The 18,740-nt window shown below is 68.6% G+C and carries 18 protein-coding genes and 1 riboswitch; of the genes, 8 read left to right on the top strand and 10 right to left on the bottom strand.

Annotated features, from left to right (window positions below; translation table 11 throughout):
• Window positions 1-4 precede the first annotated feature (4 nt).
• From thiG to ABFX36_RS16940, 3 genes are all read right to left on the bottom strand, one after another.
• Entirely contained in the window at window positions 5-802 is a 798-nt protein-coding gene (thiG, locus tag ABFX36_RS16950; RefSeq protein ID WP_006897010.1) for a thiazole synthase, read from the bottom strand.
• A complete protein-coding gene (gene thiS, locus ABFX36_RS16945; protein ID WP_006897011.1) occupies window positions 795-992 on the bottom strand; it encodes a sulfur carrier protein ThiS in 198 nt (65 codons plus the stop codon). The genes thiG and thiS overlap by 8 nt, the downstream gene beginning before the upstream one ends.
• A complete protein-coding gene (locus ABFX36_RS16940) occupies window positions 983-2,140 on the bottom strand; it encodes an FAD-dependent oxidoreductase (protein ID WP_006897012.1) in 1,158 nt (385 codons plus the stop codon). Before ABFX36_RS16940 ends, thiS begins: the two co-directional genes overlap by 10 nt.
• Window positions 2,133-2,246: riboswitch (TPP riboswitch) on the bottom strand. It overlaps the preceding gene by 8 nt.
• Before the next feature lie 43 nt (window positions 2,247-2,289).
• On the opposite strand from ABFX36_RS16940, the gene thiE reads away from it, so the two are divergent.
• Window positions 2,290-2,967 (top strand): thiamine phosphate synthase, encoded by a 678-nt coding sequence (gene thiE, locus ABFX36_RS16935; protein ID WP_006897013.1) that lies wholly within the window; start codon window positions 2,290-2,292, stop codon window positions 2,965-2,967.
• A gap of 258 nt (window positions 2,968-3,225) precedes the next feature.
• Entirely contained in the window at window positions 3,226-3,588 is a 363-nt protein-coding gene (locus tag ABFX36_RS16930) for a hypothetical protein (protein WP_039867667.1), read from the top strand.
• Window positions 3,589-3,625: 37 nt separating this feature from the next.
• Here ABFX36_RS16930 and ABFX36_RS16925 read toward each other — a convergent pair whose 3' ends face one another.
• Window positions 3,626-4,084 carry an NUDIX hydrolase gene (locus tag ABFX36_RS16925; RefSeq protein ID WP_006897015.1) on the bottom strand — a complete coding sequence of 153 codons (459 nt, stop codon included), beginning with the start codon at window positions 4,082-4,084 and terminating at the stop codon, window positions 3,626-3,628.
• Window positions 4,085-4,213: 129 nt separating this feature from the next.
• Here ABFX36_RS16925 and ABFX36_RS16920 point away from each other — a divergent pair, with 129 nt between their 5' ends.
• From ABFX36_RS16920 to ABFX36_RS16905, 4 genes are all read left to right on the top strand, one after another.
• Window positions 4,214-5,662, top strand: a complete 1,449-nt coding sequence (locus ABFX36_RS16920; RefSeq protein ID WP_006897016.1) for a hypothetical protein — start codon at window positions 4,214-4,216, stop codon at window positions 5,660-5,662.
• A complete protein-coding gene (locus tag ABFX36_RS16915) occupies window positions 5,659-6,642 on the top strand; it encodes a glutamate ABC transporter substrate-binding protein (protein ID WP_045537237.1) in 984 nt (327 codons plus the stop codon). Before ABFX36_RS16920 ends, ABFX36_RS16915 begins: the two co-directional genes overlap by 4 nt.
• A 4-nt stretch (window positions 6,643-6,646) precedes the next feature.
• On the top strand, window positions 6,647-9,091 hold the full coding sequence (locus tag ABFX36_RS16910; protein ID WP_346077508.1) for a serine/threonine-protein kinase: 2,445 nt from the start codon (window positions 6,647-6,649) through the stop codon (window positions 9,089-9,091).
• A gap of 186 nt (window positions 9,092-9,277) precedes the next feature.
• Window positions 9,278-10,969, top strand: a complete 1,692-nt coding sequence (locus ABFX36_RS16905) for an AMP-binding protein (RefSeq protein WP_006897019.1) — start codon at window positions 9,278-9,280, stop codon at window positions 10,967-10,969.
• Window positions 10,970-11,149: 180 nt separating this feature from the next.
• On the opposite strand, the gene ABFX36_RS16900 is transcribed toward ABFX36_RS16905, so the two are convergent.
• From ABFX36_RS16900 to ABFX36_RS16880, 5 genes are all read right to left on the bottom strand, one after another.
• Window positions 11,150-12,373, bottom strand: a complete 1,224-nt coding sequence (locus tag ABFX36_RS16900; protein WP_346077506.1) for an acetate kinase — start codon at window positions 12,371-12,373, stop codon at window positions 11,150-11,152.
• Window positions 12,370-14,520, bottom strand: coding sequence for a phosphate acetyltransferase (gene pta / locus ABFX36_RS16895; RefSeq protein WP_045537235.1), 2,151 nt, complete (start codon window positions 14,518-14,520; stop codon window positions 12,370-12,372). The genes ABFX36_RS16900 and pta overlap by 4 nt, the downstream gene beginning before the upstream one ends.
• Before the next feature lie 55 nt (window positions 14,521-14,575).
• Window positions 14,576-15,124 carry a TetR/AcrR family transcriptional regulator gene (locus tag ABFX36_RS16890; RefSeq protein ID WP_006897022.1) on the bottom strand — a complete coding sequence of 183 codons (549 nt, stop codon included), beginning with the start codon at window positions 15,122-15,124 and terminating at the stop codon, window positions 14,576-14,578.
• Between the two features lie 68 nt (window positions 15,125-15,192).
• Window positions 15,193-15,585 (bottom strand): DUF5709 domain-containing protein, encoded by a 393-nt coding sequence (locus ABFX36_RS16885; RefSeq protein ID WP_045537234.1) that lies wholly within the window; start codon window positions 15,583-15,585, stop codon window positions 15,193-15,195.
• 46 nt (window positions 15,586-15,631) lie between these two features.
• A complete protein-coding gene (locus ABFX36_RS16880) occupies window positions 15,632-16,531 on the bottom strand; it encodes a cation diffusion facilitator family transporter (protein ID WP_006897024.1) in 900 nt (299 codons plus the stop codon).
• Between the two features lie 100 nt (window positions 16,532-16,631).
• On the opposite strand from ABFX36_RS16880, the gene ABFX36_RS16875 reads away from it, so the two are divergent.
• A complete protein-coding gene (locus tag ABFX36_RS16875; RefSeq protein ID WP_045537233.1) occupies window positions 16,632-17,201 on the top strand; it encodes a hypothetical protein in 570 nt (189 codons plus the stop codon).
• Window positions 17,202-17,207: 6 nt separating this feature from the next.
• On the opposite strand, the gene ABFX36_RS16870 is transcribed toward ABFX36_RS16875, so the two are convergent.
• Window positions 17,208-17,807, bottom strand: coding sequence for an HdeD family acid-resistance protein (locus ABFX36_RS16870; RefSeq protein WP_045537231.1), 600 nt, complete (start codon window positions 17,805-17,807; stop codon window positions 17,208-17,210).
• Between the two features lie 24 nt (window positions 17,808-17,831).
• On the opposite strand from ABFX36_RS16870, the gene ABFX36_RS16865 reads away from it, so the two are divergent.
• Window positions 17,832-18,674, top strand: a complete 843-nt coding sequence (locus ABFX36_RS16865; RefSeq protein ID WP_045537229.1) for an acyl-CoA thioesterase domain-containing protein — start codon at window positions 17,832-17,834, stop codon at window positions 18,672-18,674.
• The last annotated feature ends 66 nt before the right edge of the window (window positions 18,675-18,740 follow it).

Here is an 18,740-nt window from a genome sequence, read left to right as displayed (position 1 = left end):
GTCCTCAGCAGATCGCGGAACGGCTCGGCGAGGATGCCTGCGCCCAGAACCGCTTCGGGATCCGGCCGGCGTGCGCGGCCAGGTATCCGGCGACGACGGCGTGGCGCATGGCCGCGGCCATCGCCGCCGGGTCGTCCGCGCGCGTGACCGCCGAGGCCAGCAGGACGGCGTCGCAGCCGAGTTCCATGGCCAGTGCCGCGTCGCTCGCCGTCCCGATGCCGGCGTCGAGCACCACCGGCACCTCGGCCCGCGCGACGATCATCTCGATGTTGTGTGGATTGGAGATGCCGAGCCCGGTCCCGATCGGCGAGCCCAGCGGCATCACCGCGGCCACCCCCGCGTCTTGCAGACGCAGAGCGAGGACCGGGTCGTCGTTGGTGTACGCGAGAACCTGAAAGCCGTCGGCGACCAGCGCCGATGCGGCGTCCACCAACTCGAGCGGATCGGGCAGCAACGTGCGGTCGTCGGCCACCACTTCCAGCTTGACCAGATCCGTCTCGCACGCCTCACGGGCGAGCTGCGCGGTCAGTACCGCCTCGGCCGTGGTGTGACAGCCCGCCGTGTTCGGCAGGACCGCGATTCCGAGGCGACGCAGCAGGTCGAGCACACCGGTCCCGGACTCCGGACTGATGCGGCGCATCGCCACCGTCGTCAGCTCGGTTCCGGAGGCGATCAATGCACGTTCGAGCACAGCGAGATTCGGCGCGCCGCCGGTCCCCGTGATGAGCCGCGAACCGAACTCGCGGCCGGCCACGGACAGCGGCGGCACCTCCCCGACCGGTCCCTGTGCTGTGTCAGCCACCCTGCACCGCCGTCAGGATGTCGATCTCGGCGTACGCACCGAGCGGTCGGTCCCACTCGGCTTTGGAACGCACCACCCCGTCCACGGCCACCGCGACTCCGCAGTCGGGCAGGTCGAGGTGGGCCAGCAGCCCGGTGACGGTCGGCGCGTCATCGAAGGTGACGGTGTCGCCGTTGACGGTCAGTTCCATGTCGGCTCCCTGTTGTCGGTGTTGTCAGTTGCGATCGGATCCACCCGCGAGTCCGGTCCGCGCCGATCCGGCGGTCGGAGGAGGGCGGCCACGCGCGCCGCGGTCCACGGGGCGAGCGCGATGCCGTTGCGGCCGTGCCCGGCGGCGACGAGAATCCGCTCGTCCACCCGCCGCACCACGGGCACACCGTCCGGCGACGACGGGCGGATCCCCGCGCCCGCCTCGGCGAGTTCGTAGGTGCGCAGTCCCGGCATCAGCTCGGCGGCGTCGGCGAGCAGATCGCCCACCCCGCCCGCCAGCGGCATCCGATCACCGTCGTCGTAGGCCTCGTACTGGGTGGCGCCCACGACCACCCCGTCATCCCTCGGCACCAGGTACAGGGCGCGCCCATGCCAGCGGGCCCGGATCACATGCGTCGGCGGCGGCACCGACCAACGTGTGCGGCGCAGTCGGAGGATCTCGCCCTTCTCACCGCGGAGTTCCACGCTCGGCAGCAGCCTGCGGGAACCGAGGCCGGCCGCGACCAGCACCTGATCCCCGGGGATCGTCGACAGATCGGTCACCCGCCCGCGCTCCCAGATCACTCCGCGGCTCTTGAGCGCGCGTTGCAGCGCGGCGATCAGCCGCCGGTTGTCGAGCGACCCCTCACCGACCGCGTGAAACCCTCCGGCCACGCCGCGCACCAGCGCGGGTTCGGCTGCACGCAGCTCGGCCGGTGTCATCGCGGGCAGCCGGTCGGCGTCGCCGGGCGACGTGGACAGCCCGAACCGCACCTGTGTCCGCAGGTGCTCCAGATCGGCCGGCGCGGCACCGATCAGCAAGCTGTCGGCGGCCGTCCGCACGGTCGGATCGCCGAGTCGTTCGAGCAGGGCGGGCCATCGCGCCACCGAGTCCCGCGAGATCGCCAGCAGCCGGTCCTCGCCGGGATGTCCTTCTGCGAAGCAGCCGAGCATGCCGCCCGCGACGTGCGCGGCCCGCTCCTGCGGTCCGGCGTCGAAGACGCGCACCCGCCATCCGCGGTCGGCGGCGGACAGGGCGCACGTGAGGCCGACGACGCCGCCCCCGATCACCGACAGTTCACCGAGCCGCTCGGTGCTATGTCCCCTCGGGGAGGCGAACTCTTCGCCGGATGCGCTTTCACCAGACATGACGTCAGCCTTCCTTCGCCGGCATGACCCGGATCAGGTGTGACGGTCAGCGCCGGCGCAGCGCACTCTCAGCCCGGCGGACCTCCGGACTCCCGTGTCGATAACGCCTCACAGTCTACCGCCCGGCATCGGCGACTACGGTGTCGGTCATGGATGCCCGCACTCGTCTCGCCACCTCCCGCCTGTACCTGTGCACCGACGCGCGGCGCGAGCGCGGCGACCTGATCGACTTCGTCCGGAGCGCTCTCGCGGGCGGCGTCGACATCGTCCAGCTGCGCGACAAGAATTCGCCCGGGGAACGCGAGTTCGGCGAGCTCACCGCCGTGCAGGAGCTGGAACTGCTGCGGCGGCTGCGCGAACTGACGCACGCCGCGGGTGCGCTGCTGGCGGTCAACGACCGGGCCGACGTCGCGGTCGCGTCCCGCGCCGACGTCCTCCACGTCGGCCAGGACGATCTGCCGCCCGCCACCGCCCGGCGCATCGTCGGCCCCGACGTGGTGATCGGCCGCTCCACGCACACCGTGGAGCAGGCGCTCACCGCCGATGCCGATCCCGACGTGGACTACTTCTGCACCGGCCCGTGCTGGACGACGCCGACCAAACCGGGCCGGGCGGCCACCGGACTGGAGTTCGTCAGCGCGGTCGCCGCGGCGCGGCCCAGCAAGGCGTGGTTCGCGATCGGCGGCATCGACCTGCCCCGCGTCCGAGAGGTCACCGACGCGGGCGGCGAGCGCATCGTGGTGGTCCGGGCGATCACCGGTGCCGACGATCCCGCGACCGCCGCGCGCGACCTCCGGACGGCTTGCCTTTCCGGCACGGCGGAGTAAGCTGCTTGCCATCATGACGTGGAAGCTTCTTGTAGCCCGCCGCAGCGGGGTCTGATTCGACCGACCCCCCGCTGCGGGGTTGTCGTCTCTCCACATATCTGAGCTCGTCGGTCATCGAATCTTCGACCGAAATGAAGGCTCCCGATGCGTTCCATTCAGATCCTGCCGACATCCTGTACCCGTAACGGATACGACCGTCCGCAGCAGTCCCGCTCCTCTCGGCGACTGCCGAATTGGTTTCCACGGGAGGCGGCCGACATGACCACTTCGAGTTTCGACCAGACCTACGCACCCGCCGGCGACATCGCGTTGGAGGCGATCACGATCGAGCCGGGTCGCGGCGACACCGTCACCTGCCGCGCACGGATCAATCTCGGCCGACGATGCCACGACGTCAGCGCCACCGCGGTCGGCGCCATCGGCGCGATGACCGAGGTGCTGTACGCACTGGGCGCGGGCGTCGAGATCGTCTCGCTGTACCAGCATCAGGAGGACGGCGAGACCGTCACCTACCTGCTCTGCGAACGCGATCTGCACCGGAGTTGGTCGTACGGCCGGGGCCGCACCGGCGACGAGGCCACCATCAACGCGCTGATCGCGGGAGCCAATCAGCTGGCGTGAGCTCGCTCAGGTGGGCCCGAGCTCGGGCGGGCCGGACTCAGGTGAGCCGGGCCAGCAGCCCCGGCCACGCCTTCGCCAGACCGGGATGCAGCGGCAGCTCGGCCACCGACTCGGCGGGCACCCAGCGCAGTTCGGCGGACTCCCCGTTGCCGACCGTCGCGACCGGCGAATCGGCCTTGGCGATGACCGTCGTGTAACTCCACTCCGGCGCCGAGTGCGTGACGATCGACTCGATCACCGCGACGTCCGACTCAGCGATCCCGGCTTCCTCGTGCGCTTCACGCACCGCGGCCTGTTCCACGCTCTCGTGCGAGTCGCGGGCACCGCCCGGCAGCCCCCACGTGCCGCCCTGATGCGACCACACGGCGCGATGCTGGAGCAGCACCACGACGCCTGAGTCGGCCGGCGCGCACAGCAGCAGACCCGCCGCCCCGAAGCGTCCCCAGTAGCGCGCACCGTCCGCACCGAACACCCAGCCGTCACCGTCACCGCGCACCCTGCGACCTCCTGCACCGACCCACCGACTTCAGATCGGCTTCTCTGACGAATCACCGTACCGGGCTGTCCGTCTACTCGCAGCCGCGCCGACTAGGGTTGAGCGCAGCACATCCGAAAGGGACAACTCGTGGCCGGCCAGGTTTACCGAGTGCGCTCGGCACTCACGCATGCGGGCCGCAGTGTGCTGCCCGACCGTGGCGCGCCGAGCCCCACTCTGCGCCAGGTGATCGCCGACCGGCGCGAGATCGCCGCCATGACCCGCGAGCGGGTCTCGTCGCCGTTGCTGACGATGCGCTTCTACGCGACCACCACGCCCGGCAAACTCGTCATCATCCTGCTCGCGATGGTCCTCGCATGCGGTCTCACCGGCTGGTACTCGTCCGTCTCGCTCACCGAGCGAAGCCAGACCCTCGAAGCACTCGTCGACCGCGCCGAGCCGCAGGCCGAGGCCGCCGAGGTCCTCTACAGTTCGCTGTCGGTGGCCGACGCCGCGGCCAACTCCGCGTTCATCTCCGGCGGCCGCGAGTCCCCCGACCTCCGCGCGGAGTACACCGACTCCATCGCGACGGCGTCCTCCGCGCTCATCGCCGCCGCGGACGGACTGTCCACGGCGGCGGAGGTGTCCGAGCGCGACAAGCCCTCGCGTGACGATCTCGACACCATCGCCACCAACATCCCGGTGTACACGGGCCTCATCGAGACCGCACGCACCAACAACCGGCTCGCGAACCCCGTCGGATCGGCCTACCTCAGCGAGGCCTCGTCATTGATGATCGAGACCATCCTGCCCGCGGCGCAACGCCTCTACGAGGACCGGTCGTCGGCGATCTCCGACCCCCAGCGCACCCTCACCGTCCCACCGTGGGGCGTCTACGTGGCGCTGCTGATCATCATCGCGATGCTGATCGTCACCGGACGCTATCTGGCCCGGCGCACGCGGCGCCACTTCAACATCGGTCTCATCGGCGCGCTCACCGCGATGATCCTCGGCACGGTCTGGCTGCTCATCTCGGGACTGCTGTCGGTGGCCGCGGCCAACACGGCGAAGACCGCCGGTGCCGATCCGCTGCACACGCTGACCACCATGCGGATCCTCACACAGCAGGCGCGGTCGGCCGAGACGCTGTCGCTGGTCCGCCGGTCCGATCCGGGAGAACTCGACGTCGGCTTCAGCAAGGATCTCGAGGAGATCCACGATCACGCCGACCAACTCGCGAACGACCCCGACCACGCCGACGACCACGGCCTGACGCAGCCGCTCACCGACGTCCAGTCGGCGCTCGAACGTTGGCGCAGTGCCCACGAGGAGGTGGGCCGTCGGCTGGCGAGCGGTGACTACACGGCCGCGCGGGCCCTGACCATCGGCAACGGCAAGATCAGCACCGCAACCGGATACAACGAGGTCAACGACGCGCTGGTCAAGGCTATAGGCCAGGCCCGCACCACGTTCCGCGACAACATCAGCACCGCCCAGCGTCTGCTCGGCTTCACCGGCACTGGTATCGGCGTGCTGTGCGGGGTGGCCGCCGTGGCGGTCGCGATCGGCCTGTTCCCCCGGATCCGGGAGTACCGATGACAGCCTCCGCGTCCGCCCGCCGCCTGATCGTACTGCTGTGTCTCATCGCGTCCGGCCTCACCTCATGCGCCACCGTGACCAGCACCCCCAGCGAGCCGCCGTCCACCACCGCGCACGCGCCGTTCCCGCCCGACGTCGGTTTCGGCGCGCAGCCCGACGCGCCGGCGCCCGACTCCGACTGCGCCACGATCGCCGGACTCCGGCCGGGACCGCTGCCCGAACCGCGGCAGATGCCGCCCGGATCGACGATGGACCGGATCGCCAAGCGCGGACGGCTGATCGTCGGCACCGACCTCGGCAGCAATCCGCTGAGTTTCCGCGATCCGATCACCGGCGACGTCAAAGGATTCGACATCGACGTCGCGCACTGGATCGCCGAGGCGATCTTCGGGGATCCGAATCTGATCGAGTACCGGATGATCACCAACGAGAACCGCATCCAGGCGCTGGAGAACGGCGCGGTCGACGTCGTCGTCAAAACGATGTCGATCACGTGCGATCGACTCAAGTCCATCGACTTCTCGGTGCCCTACTACGCCGCCGCCCAGCAGATCCTCGCGTACCGCAATTCGGGTATCTCACAGGCATCCGATCTCGCCGGGAAGAACGTCTGCGCCACTCGCTCCTCCACTTCCATCGCGCGTGTGGAACGTGCTGTTCCGAGCGCGAAATATCTCACCACCGCGAGTTGGGCCGACTGCCTGGTGATGATGCAGCAGGGGCAGGTGGACGCGATCACCTCGGACGACTCCATACTCGCCGGGATCGCCGCGCAGGACCCGTGGGTCCACGTGGTCGGCGACAGCCTCGGAACGGAGTACTACGGAGTGGGGATACCCAAGGGGCAGGATGACTTCGCGCGATTCATCAACGGCGTGATCGCGGCCCGCGAGGCCGACGGCAGCTGGCAGCGGTCCTACGACGAGTGGCTGTCGATCCTCGGGCCCGGATCCCCGCCGCCGACGATGTACCGGGATTGACGTGATGAGCGATATCAAGAAGAAGCGCAACAAGAACCGCGACGCCGAGCCGGTCGCCACCGAGGCGACCGAGCTCCCGGCCGAGACACAGGCCTCGGCAGTCGAACCCGCACAGACCGAGGCCTCCGAGTCGGTCCAGACACAGGCGGGCACCGTCCCCGCGCCGATGGGCACTGTCGGGGACACCGCGCCTACGGCGACCGTCACCCAGTCGACGCAGGTGCGGCGGATCCTCGACGACATCGCCGCCTCACGCAGGAAGAGCCGCAAGAGCGCCCACGTCCACGACCGCCGCCTCGGCAGTGAACTGGTCCAGCTTCCCGAGATCACCGACATCGACCCCGCGGACGCCGTCCTGGCCGACCCGGTGATCGCGCCGAGCAAGCGCAAGTGCTGGAACTGCGGCGAGCCGGTGGGCCGGAAGTCGGGCCGCGGCAAGGGACCGCTCAGCGGCACCTGCTGGAACTGCGGGTCGCGGTACTCGTTCGTCCCCGGTCTCAAACGGGGCACGATGGTCGCCGATCAGTACGAGATCGCCGGCGCGATCGCGCACGGCGGCATCGGATGGATCTACCTGGCTGTGGACCACAACGTCTCCGACCGCCCCGTCGTCCTGAAGGGCCTGCTGAACTCGTCGGACTCACAGGCTCAGGCGGTAGCCATCGCCGAACGGCAGTTCCTCGCCTCGGTGAACGATCCGGGCATCGTGAAGATCTTCAACTTCGTGGAGGGCGTCACGGAGGACGGGCGGTCCGTCGGCTATATCGTGATGGAGTACGTCGGTGGTCACACGCTCAAACAGCTGACCACCAACGAGGACGGCACCTCATCGCTGCTCCCGATCGAGCAGGCGATGGCCTACATCCTCGAAGTGCTCTCGGCCGTCGGATACCTGCATTCGGTGGGCCTGGTCTACAACGACGTGAAACCCGACAACATCATGATCACCAGCGATGAGGTCAAGCTCATCGACCTGGGTGCGGTCTCCGCGATCAACGGGACCGGGCATCTCTACGGCACGCCCGGGTTCCAGGCTCCGGAGATCGTGCAGACGGGCCCGCAGATCGTCACCGACATCTACAGCATCGGCCGCACGCTGGCCGTCCTCACCGTCGACATGCCGATGGCCGACGGCCGATACCTCGACGGACTGCCCGACCCGCGAACCACTCCGCTGTTCGTGGAGAATCCGTCGTTCTACTTCCTACTGCACCGGGCTACATCCCCCGACCCCGCCGAGCGCTTCTCGTCCGCGGAGGAGATGACCACGCAGGTGCTCAACGTGCTGCGGGAGACCGTGGCGCTGCACACCGGCGTCCCCCGGCCCTCCATGTCGACGGTCTTCACCCCGCAGCGCTCGACGTTCGGCACCGAACTCCTGCTGGCGCCCGTGGACGGCTTCTTCGACCCGAAGGACGCGGCGATCCACGACCCCGCCGACATCGCGCGAGCGCTGCCGGTGCCGCTCGTGGACCCGACCGATCCCGCCGCGAGCGTCCTGACCTCGGCCGCTCTCTCGTACCCGCGGCAAACGCTCGACACCATCCGCGCCGCGCGCGCCGACGGGTACAAGGCGCTCATCGCGACGGACGACGCCGACGACGGCGCCGGACCGCAGCACCCGTCGATGGAACTCGACCTCGCCGAAGCGCGCGCCCATCTGGAGCTCGGCAATCTCGACACGGCGCTGCAGTTGCTTCGGGAGGTCGCGGTCCATCACGGGGACTCGTGGCGGCTGCACTGGTATCTGGGCATCTGCTCGCTGCTCAACGCCGAGCCGGAACTCGCCTTCGACCGCTTTCACGAAGTGCTGGAGGCGATGCCCGGTGAGGTGGCGCCGAAACTGGCGGTGGCGGGCACCGCCGAGCTGATCGGTTACTGGCTCTCCGCCGAGGAGTACACCTCCAACGACCAGATGGCGCAGGTGGAACGCTGGTACGAGATCGCGCGGCAGAACTATCACGATCTGTGGCTGACCGATCACAGCATCGTGTCCGCAGCTTTCGGGCTGGCCAGGATGATCCTGGCGGAGGGACGGTACGACGCCGCCATCGAGCCCCTCGACGAGGTACCCACCACGAGCCGGCACTACGGCACCGCGCAGATCTCGGCGATTATCACCCTCGTCCACGGTCGCCCGCCGAGCGAGGTGACGAGGTCGGAGCTGTTCGAGGCGGCCGAGCGCTTCGAAGAGATCAGCTGGGACGATCCCCGGCGCGGCCGCCTCCAGCTCATCATCCTCGGCACGGCTCTCGGGTGGATCGACGCTCACGTCGACGAGGACTATCCGGCCGACGACTTCCTCGGTTTCCCGTTCAACGAGCACGGTCTGCGGGCCGGAACCGAACGCTCTCTCCGCGAGCTGGCGAAGGCGACCCGCGACAATCGCGCCCACCGTTTCCTGCTGGTCGACCTCGCGAACCTGATCCGGCCCGCCACCCTGTTCTGACCGCCGCAACTCCCCAGGCTGGTAGAGCGCCCCCAGGCTCGTTGAGCTCGTCCTCCCCCAGGCTGGTTGAGCGAGCGCAGCGAGTCGAAACCACCGGCACCGCACCCACCCACCGCACCCGCCCACCACACCCACACCCCTCTTCGGAGGGTGGCCGCACCGGACTGTGATGTGGATCATGTGACCATGACCACGAACACTGAGCTCTACCGCAGCAGCCGCGACCAGATGATCGAGCTGATCCACGATTACGACCGCGCCGTCCGCGAGTTCCGCTGGCCGGAGATCACCGGCACGTTCAATTGGGCCATCGACTGGTTCGACAGCTTCGCCCGCGGCAACGACCGTCTCGCTCTGTGGATCACCGAAGAGGACGGGTCGGAGGTCAGAGTCACGTTCGACGAGATGGCCACGAACTCCGATCGCGTGGCGACGTGGCTGCGGGGTCTCGGCATCACGAAGGGCGACCGCATCGTCCTGATGCTCGGCAATCAGGTGGAACTGTGGGAGCTGATGCTCGCGATCATGAAGCTCGGCGCGATCGTGATGCCGACGACCGCGGCTCTGGGCCCGGCCGATCTCACCGACCGGATCAAGCGGGGCGGCGCGAGCTGTGTGATCGCGAACGCCGCGGACACCGCCAAGTTCGACACGGTCGAGGGCGACTATCGGCGCATCGTGGTCGGCGACGACGTCGCCGGCTGGACGTCGTACGCCCACAGCGCCGATGCCGAGTCGGCCGGACCGTTCGAGTCGACCACCCTGGTGGGCGACCCGATGCTCATCTACTTCACCTCGGGCACCACCAGCCGGCCGAAGCTGGTGGAGCACTCGCAGATCAGCTACGCCGTCGGCCATTTCACGACGATGGCGTGGATCGGCGTGAAGCCGGGCGATGTCCACCTGACCATCAGCTCGCCCGGCTGGGCCAAGCACGCGTGGAGCCTGTTCTTCGCGCCGTGGATCGCGGAGGCGACGATCTTCGTCTACAACTACTCACGGTTCGACGCCGCCGCCCTCATGGGGCAGCTGCGACGGGCCCGCGTCAACACCTTCTGCGCCCCGCCGACGGTGTGGCGCATGCTGATTCAAGCGGATCTGGGAGAACGGCCGGAGGGGCTGCGCGAACTGCTCGGCGCGGGCGAACCGCTGAACCCCGACGTGATCCGCCAGGTCGAACAGTCGTGGGGTCTCACGATCCGCGACGGCTTCGGGCAGACCGAGACCACGCTCCAGGTCGGCAACACACCCGGCCAGCCGGTGAAGGCGGGTTCGATGGGCCGTCCGATGCCGGGCGTTCCGGTCACGCTCGTCGATCCGCTGACCGGTGAGGTCTCCGACGACGGCGAGATCTGTCTGGACCTCGCCCGGCACCCGATGAACCTGATGACCGGTTATCTCGGGGATCCGGAACGCAACGAGCAGGTGATGGCCGGCGGCTACTACCACACCGGCGATGTGGCGCACCGCGACGAGGACGGCTACATCACGTACATCGGCCGCACCGACGACGTCTTCAAGTCGTCCGATTACAAGGTCTCGCCGTTCGAGTTGGAGAGCGTGCTGATCGAGCATCCCGCCGTGGTGGAGGCCGCGGTGGTTCCGCAACCGGACGACACCCGTCTCGCGGTGCCGAAGGCCTACGTCGCACTCGCGGAGGGATGGGAGCCCACCGCCGAGACCGCGAAGACGATCATGGAGTACGCCCGGGACCATCTGGCGCCGTATCTGAAAGTGCGCCGCGTCGAGTTCTTCGAACTCCCGAAGACCATCTCCGGGAAGATTCGACGTGTGGAACTGCAGCAGCGCGAAGCCGCGTCGCATGCGGCGGGAGAGGAGATCGTCACCGAGTTCCGGTACGAGGACCTGGTCGTGTGACTCTGCCGGGGTGCGGGAGTTTCGACTCGCTCCGCTCGCTCAACAGGCCTGAGGGAGGGTCGCTCAACAAGCCTGAGGGGGGAGGGAGTCGACTGCACAACGCAGTTTCGACTCGCTCCGCTCGCTCAACAGGCCTGAGAGGGGGTGGGAGTCGCTCAACCAGCCTGCGGGGGAAGTCGCTCAACCGGCCTGTGAGGTAGAGCCGGCGACAGCGACGGCCTGGCGGGCGATGGCGAGTTCTTCGTTGGTCGGCACCACGAGAACCGTCACCTCGGAGGAGTCGGTGGAGATGACACGCGGCTCACTGCTGCGGACCGCGTTGCGTTCGGCGTCGATCTCGATGCCGAACTTCTCCAGCCCCGCCAGCGAATCGGCGCGCACCGCCGCCGCGTTCTCCCCCACTCCGGCGGTGAACACGATGGCGTCGGCGCCGCCCAATTCGATCAGATACGCCCCGATGTACCGGCGCAGTCGGTGCAGGTACACGTCGTAGGCCAGGCGCGCCGCGGCGTCGCCCGCCTCGACCCGCTCGAGAATCGCGCGGAAGTCGTTCTCCCCGCACAGTCCCTTGAGCCCGGATCGCTTGTTGACGAGCGTGTCGATCTCATCGACCGACATCCCGCCCACCCGCGCGAGTTGGAAGACGATCCCGGCGTCGATGTCTCCGGTACGGGTGCCCATCACCAGCCCCTCGAGCGGCGTCATCCCCATCGTGGTGTCGACCGGGCGCCCGCCCGCCACCGCCGACATGGAGGCGCCGTTGCCCAGATGCAGCACGATCTGGTCGACGTCGGCGTAGTCGCGCCCCAAGAACTCTGCGGCCCGACGCGAGACGTACTCGTGGCTGGTGCCGTGGAAACCGTAACGCCGCACCGCGTACTCCTCGGCCACGGCGGCGTCGAGCGCGTAGGTGGCCGCCGCATCGGGCAGGTCGTGGAAGAACGCGGTGTCGAAGACCGCGACCGCCGGCACGTCCGGCAACAGTGCCGACACCGCGTCGATGCCGACGAGATTGGCCGGATTGTGCAGCGGGGCCAGCGGGCAGATCCGCTCGATCTCCGAGCGCACCACGTCGTCGATCAGAGTCGGCTCGAAGAACGACCGCCCGCCGTGCACCACGCGATGGCCGACCGCCGCCAACCCCGAGTCGGCGACGTCCACACCGTCGGCGGCGAAGAGTGCGAGAACCCGCGCGATCGCCGCCTCGTGGTCGGCGAGCGTCTCCTCGACCTCCACGTCGTGACCGCGGTACCAGTGCTTGATCCGCGACGCCGATTCCCCGATCCGCTCGGCGAGCCCGTCGGCGATCACCTCTTCGGTCACCGGATCGAGGACCTGGTATTTCAGCGACGACGACCCGGCGTTGACCACGAGCACCGTCCCGTCGATCGGTGTCCGGCTCATGCGTCGCTCCCGTTCTCTTCCCCGCCCGGGGTCTCGGTTCGCGGTCCCCGCTCCGTGGCGGCGAGGGCCTTCTTGATGTTCTGCGCCTGAATCGCGGTGATGGCGACGGTGTTGACGATGTCGGAGACGAGTGCGCCGCGAGAGAGATCGTTCATCGGCTTGTTGAGTCCCTGCAGCACCGGGCCGATGGCGATCGCACCGGCGCTGCGCTGCACCGCCTTGTACGTGTTGTTGCCGGTGTTGAGGTCCGGGAAGATCAGCACCGTCGCGCGCCCGGCGACCGGCGAATCGGGCATCTTCGCCGCCGCGACCGAGGGTTCGATCGCCGCGTCGTATTGAATCGGCCCCTCCACCAGCAGTTCCGGCGCTCGCTCGCGAACCAGCTCGGTGGCGGTGCGGACCTTGTCGACATCCTTGCCGGAGCCCGACCCGCCCGTCGAGTACGAGAGCATCGCGACCCGCTGCTCGATCCCGAAGGCCGCGGCCGTCTGCGCCGACGACACCGCGATGTCGGCCAGTTCCTCGGCCGTCGGGTCGGGAACCACCGCGCAGTCGCCGTAGGTCAGGACCCGATCGGCCAGGCACATGAAGAAGACGCTCGACACCGTCGACACCCCGGGCACCGTCTTGATGATCTCGAATGCCGGCCGGATGGTCTGGGCGGTGGTGTGCACGGCACCGGACACCATGCCGTCGACGCGGCCGGTGTGCAGCAGCATGGTGCCGAAGTACGACTCGTCGCGCACCACCTCCGAGGCCCGTTCCAGCGTCATTCCCTTGTGCTTGCGCAGCTCGGCGTAGATCGGCGCGAACTCCTCGGCGAGCTCCGAGGTCGCCGGGTCGATGATGTCCACCTCGGACAGGTCGACGCCGAGTTCGTTGGCGCGGCGCCGCACCGAGTCCGGGTCGCCGAGCAGCGTCAACTCCGCCACACCGCGACGCACGAGCCGGTCGGTGGCCCGCAGGATCCGATCGTCGCCGCCTTCGGGCAGGACGATCCGCTGACGGTCCGACTTGGCCTGCGCCAGCAGCTGGTACTCGAACATCTGCGGGGTGACCACCTCCGGTGTGTGCAGATCGAGTTCGGCGAGCAGGTCCTGCGGGGAGACGTACCGTTCCATCAGACTCATCGCCGCGTCGATCTTGCGGACCGACCCGCTGACCATCGCGCCTCGGGTATGCGCGGCGATCCGCGCCGTCTCATAGGTTCCGTGATCGCACGCGATGATCGGCAGCGTCGGACGGAGCCCTTTGACCAGGGCGTCGATCATCGGGTGCGGTCGCAGACCGCCGTTGATGATGATCCCGGACAGCCGTGGAAAGCCTTCCGCCGCATTGGCGTTCACCAGTGCGAGCAGAACGTCCGACCGGTCCGCCGGTGCGATCACCACCATCGACTCGCTGAGCCGCTCGAGGATGTGCTCGACGGTCATGCCGCCGACCATCACCTCCAGCGCCTCGCGTTCGAGCAGATCCGCCTCGCCGGAGTACAGAACTCCGTCGAGCGCTTCGCAGAGTTCGGCCATCGTCGGCGCCACCAGGAGCGGCTCGTCAGGCAGCGCCCACGTCCGCACGTCCACCGATCCGAGCGCGGCCACCACCTCGAGCAACCGGTCGGGATCGCAACGGTTGGCGACCACGCCGACAGTGGTGGCGTGCGCGGCCTTGATGTCGGCCATCAGCATCTCGGCGACCGCCTTCACCTCCTGCGGCTGGCGCTCGAAGGCCTTGACCACCAGAATGATCGGCGCCGACAGATTGGCCGCGATCCGCGCGTTGAAACTCAGTTCGGACGGCGAGGCGACGTCGGTGTAGTCGGATCCGATCACCAGGACGTTGTCGCATTGCTCGGCGACGGTGTGGTACCGGTCGACGATCTCGGCGACGGCGGCGTCGGGGTCGGCGTGCACGTCGTCGTAGGTGACGCCGATGCACTGCTCGTACGGAATGTCGACCGACGCGAACTGGTGCAGGAGGTCGAGGATGTAGTCGTGTTCGCCGGCGGCGGCCCGAGAGATCGGCCGGAAGACGCCGACCCGTCCGCCCGCCGCCGTGAGGACGGCGAGCACCCCCAGCGCGATCGTGGATTTGCCGGTATCGCCTTCCGCCGACGCGACGTAGATGCTGCGGGCGCCCGTGCCAGTCATGCATCCGAGCGTAGTCGGTCGGGACGCATTGCTCGGACCGGCCGCCTCCGGCCCGTCACCGGACGACGGCACGCACCACCATTTCGGCGATCTCGTCGTCGGACATCACGCTGTCGGGGACGAGCATGCAGGAGTACACCACGCGGACCATGAACTCGCTGCCCGCGCGGGGGTCGGGGTACAGCACCGCTGCCTCGTCGTCCTGCACATCGGGCGCCGTGGCGTCGACGATCATCTCGATCAGCGACGGCCGCTCGGAATCGTGCGTGGTGATCAGGGCCCGCACCACTTCCTCGGGTTCGTTCCGGAGGACGTACTGCAGCGCCTCGTGCTCGCGGATGTAGGCGAGGCTGCCGCGGACGCGTTCACGGATCCGCTCGCCGGGGTCGGGCTGATCGGCACCCCACACCCGCAGCTGCGTCCGGAGCTGCTCGAGTTCGCGCGCCATGATCGCGGCGACGAGCGCATCGCGCCCGCCGAACATGCGGTAGGCCGTGGCGCGTGCGACGCCGGCCTGCCGCGCCACCGAGGTCAGGCTGAGGGCTTTGGCCCCGAAGCGCGACACCAGTGCGACGCCCACTTCCACCAACCGGTCACGATCCATGGGTTGAACGGTATCGAATCCCACTACCGTTCCGGGCGGATGTCTCGTCTCGATTGGACGAGAATCACTCACTCCTCGTCGATGTAGTGCATGGCCGCCTCTTCGGCCGAAGCGCCCGCGCCGTCGACGCCGGCGTCGGTCGCGAGCAACTGGTTGTCCACATCCGGACCGACGCCCTCGTCCGGCGCGATCAATCGCCCCGCCCGCCGGTCGCCGACCTCGTCGCGCTCTGGGAAGTCCGGGTCGCCGTCCTCGTCTGCATAGCCGACGTCGGGCACCTCTTCAGCGAGTCTCTCGTCGAGACAGTCGTGCTCGTGGGATGCAGGCGCGTAGTCGGGCGGCGAGTAACCGCGGTCGAGGACGTCCGACAGTTCGCTGTCGGCGAGAGTGTCCGCCGGCTGCAACTGATCGGTGTCGTCCTGGTCGTACTCGCCACCTTCGTACGAATCACGAGCGCTCATACTTCCAGGCTAATGCTTCGGCGTCCGCGCGTGGACGTGTTCTCCGCTACCTTCGCCACGGCTCGTAGCTGCGCGGATCCTCGATCGGTTCCAGGTGAATCGTGGGTACGAGGTCCTCGACCTCATCGTGCAGCGCGGCCTCGACCTCCTCGAGCAGGTCGTGTCCGCGCTGCACGGTCCATTGGCCCGGCACCAGCATGTGCAGCTGGACGAATCGCAGATGGCCGGCCTCGCGCGTGCGTACGTCGTGGAAGTCGACGCCGTCGCCCCGGAATCGGTCGAGGACCCGGTCGATCGCCGCGCGTTCGGCATCGGGCACCGCCGAGTCCATCAGCCCGCGCGTCGACTGGCGCACCAAGCGGTAGCCGACGAAGACGATGTTGACCGCGACGGCGATCGCGATGAGCGGATCGAGGATCGTCCAGCCGGTGAGTGCCACCACCGCGACTCCGGCGATCACGCCCGCGGTGGTCCAGACGTCGGTCATCAGATGCTTGCCGTCGGCCTCGAGCGTCAGCGACCGGTGCTGTCGGCCCGCGCGGATCAGCTGCCACGCCACCGCGGCGTTGATCACCGACGCCAGCACCGAGACCGCCAGACCGACGCCCACCGATTCGAGGTCACGCGGATTGAGCAGCCGGTCGACGGCCGTCACGATGATGACGATCGCGGCCACCACGATCATCACTCCTTCGACCACCGCGGAGAAGTACTCGCTCTTGACGTGACCGAAGTTGTGCTCGTCGTCGGCCGGCTTCGCCGCGATGCGCAGGGCGATGAACGCCACCACGGCGGCCACGAGGTTCACCACCGACTCGGCGGCGTCGGAGAGCAGACCCACCGATCCGGTCATCCACCACGCGACCATCTTCAGCGCGATCACCACGATCGCCGTCACGATGCTCAGCAGTGCCCACCTGGTCAGGTCCCGTGTCTGTTCCACCACACCGGAATCATCCCGCACGCCGGCGGGTCGCGCACCATCCGACGCCACGGAAAGTCGGCATTACGCTGCGGATTCTTCCGCACAGGGGGAGCATTGAAGCATGCTCGACGAGTTGAACGACCAGGCCCGCGCCGACTACGACTCCGGCGAGTTCAGCACGGCACTCGCCGGCTTCTCGGTGCTCCGCGAGATCCGTTCACGCCGCGAGGGCCCGTATTCGGTGAAGTACCTCGAGGCACTCCACAACAGCGTCCGCTGCATGTCGATGCTGGAGATGTGGGACGACGCCGACCTCCTGTGCAGCGAGTTGCACAGCAAGTACGTGCGCACGCTCGGTCGCGGTCAGGAGGTGACGGTCGACGTCGCCAAACACTGGGCGTGGGCGATGGTGCACCGCCACGACCTGCGACCGGCCACAGCACTGTATCTGACCACCGCCGACGCCATGTGGGATGCGGACGCGCCGGGCGCGCGCCGTCTCATCGGCGCGGCGGCCGTCGTCCCCGACGCCCGACCGGCCGAGATGGTGTGGCGGGGCCGGGTGGACGGTGTCCCGATCGCGCACACCGACGAACTGCTGGCGGTGCTGGGCGCCGTCGCCGAACGGCTCGCGGAACACGCAGACGCCGAGCCGACCCTCACCCTGGACGGTTTGGCGCTCACCGGCTGAGCTCGGTCAGATCACCGGTTCCTCACGCTCGATCCTGGCGGCCAGCGCGCTGACCTTGCCCGGCACGGTGAACAGCGTGACGACGCTGACCACGATGAGCAGCACCGCGAGGATCCACAGGATGGTCGAGAGGGTCCAGACGGCGGGCAGCACGATCATCGCGATACCCGCGAGCACCGAGACCACACCCGAGAGCATCACCAACCAGCGGGGCGCCATGGTGACCGTGAAGCGCGACCCGAGCAGATCCTGCAGACCGCCGATGATCCATCCGATGCCGATGAAGACACCCAGGAGCACCAGCGACTTGGACGGGTTGATGGTGGCGAGTACGCCGACGGCGAGCACGATTCCGCCGAACACGCCGAGGAGCAGCCGGGTCCCCGCGGTCGCCCGGGTCAGCGCGAAGGCGACGAAGAGCCGGAAGAGCCCGGCGACGATGAGCGAGATGCCGAACAGCACACCGATCACGGCCAGTGTCGCGGCGGGCCAGACGAGCGCGACGATGCCCAGCGCGATTCCGACGAGCGAGGAGAAGATGACGAAGGTCCGCACGGCGCCGACCGCGTCGTTCGGGAGAACCGACGGCGATGCTTGAGTGGTCATGCACGCAGCGTAGCGTGCAGACCTATGACTGATAAGGCCTTCTTCACCGTCGACGGCGCCGGTCGGTACGACCCCACCGGGTATGCGGTGGGACTGTGGGGCCCGGACGCGCTGAACGGACCGTCGGTCTGCGCGATCGCCGCCCGCGCCGCCGAGAACGCTGGCGGCAGTGCCGATTTCACTCCCGCACGGTTCACCCTCGAGTTGTTCAAGAGCGCACGACGGCTGCCCACCGTGCCCACCACGACCGTCCTGCGCGACGGTCACCGCATCCGGGTCATCGAGGTGTCGGTACGGCAGTACGACGGCGACGCCGAGATCCTCGTCGCGCGCGGCAACGTCGTGTTCCTGAAGACGGGTTCGAATCCGCCGGGCGAGCGATGGGAGCGCCCCGCGCGGGAGCGGACCTTCACCCCGCCCGCCGACGCCGGTGACGGCTACCGGCCGTGGTTCCGGACCGAGGGCGGGACGTGGTCCAACGACATGGGCGAGTACCAGAACTCCGAGCGGCTCACGATCTGGAGCAGGCCGTTCAACGCCGTCCCCGATGAGGAGTTGACGCCCTTCCAGCGCGCGGTGATCGCCGCCGAGTCGACGAGCCTGGTCACGAACATCGGCGACGGCGGTATCGGGTTCATCAACTGCGATCTGACCGTCGCGGTCGCCCGATTGCCGGAGGGCGTCCGCGTCGGCGTGGAGGCCGACTCGCACATCGAGAACGCGGGCGTCTCCGTCGGCACCGCCAACCTGTACGACGAGCACGGACAGTTCGGGGTGGGAATGGTGACCGCCGTCGACAACACCCGCGCGATGATCGATTTCACGACCGTGAAGCCGTACACCAACCGGGCCCCCGAACTGAGCTGACCCGGGAGAACCGGCGGCGACCACACCTGGGCGAGTAGTGTTCTAAGTCACAGCGAGCTATTTCCG

The organism is Gordonia cholesterolivorans, assembly GCF_039531975.1.
Classification (GTDB): Bacteria; Actinomycetota; Actinomycetes; order Mycobacteriales; family Mycobacteriaceae; genus Gordonia; species Gordonia sihwensis.
The sequence above is the reverse complement of the archived record's forward strand: the minus strand, read 5'-3'. Positions and strand labels throughout refer to the sequence as shown.

Coding starts and splice junctions, on each gene's coding strand:
- thiS (WP_006897011.1), bottom strand. CDS start 992: ATGGAACTGACCGTCAACGGCGACACCGTCACCTTCGATGACGCGCCG.
- ABFX36_RS16940 (WP_006897012.1), bottom strand. CDS start 2,140: ATGTCTGGTGAAAGCGCATCCGGCGAAGAGTTCGCCTCCCCGAGGGGA.
- thiE (WP_006897013.1), top strand. CDS start 2,290: ATGGATGCCCGCACTCGTCTCGCCACCTCCCGCCTGTACCTGTGCACC.
- ABFX36_RS16930 (WP_039867667.1), top strand. CDS start 3,226: ATGACCACTTCGAGTTTCGACCAGACCTACGCACCCGCCGGCGACATC.
- ABFX36_RS16915 (WP_045537237.1), top strand. CDS start 5,659: ATGACAGCCTCCGCGTCCGCCCGCCGCCTGATCGTACTGCTGTGTCTC.
- ABFX36_RS16910 (WP_346077508.1), top strand. CDS start 6,647: ATGAGCGATATCAAGAAGAAGCGCAACAAGAACCGCGACGCCGAGCCG.
- ABFX36_RS16905 (WP_006897019.1), top strand. CDS start 9,278: ATGACCACGAACACTGAGCTCTACCGCAGCAGCCGCGACCAGATGATC.
- ABFX36_RS16900 (WP_346077506.1), bottom strand. CDS start 12,373: ATGAGCCGGACACCGATCGACGGGACGGTGCTCGTGGTCAACGCCGGG.
- pta (WP_045537235.1), bottom strand. CDS start 14,520: ATGACTGGCACGGGCGCCCGCAGCATCTACGTCGCGTCGGCGGAAGGC.
- ABFX36_RS16890 (WP_006897022.1), bottom strand. CDS start 15,124: ATGGATCGTGACCGGTTGGTGGAAGTGGGCGTCGCACTGGTGTCGCGC.
- ABFX36_RS16885 (WP_045537234.1), bottom strand. CDS start 15,585: ATGAGCGCTCGTGATTCGTACGAAGGTGGCGAGTACGACCAGGACGAC.
- ABFX36_RS16875 (WP_045537233.1), top strand. CDS start 16,632: ATGCTCGACGAGTTGAACGACCAGGCCCGCGCCGACTACGACTCCGGC.
- ABFX36_RS16870 (WP_045537231.1), bottom strand. CDS start 17,807: ATGACCACTCAAGCATCGCCGTCGGTTCTCCCGAACGACGCGGTCGGC.
- ABFX36_RS16865 (WP_045537229.1), top strand. CDS start 17,832: ATGACTGATAAGGCCTTCTTCACCGTCGACGGCGCCGGTCGGTACGAC.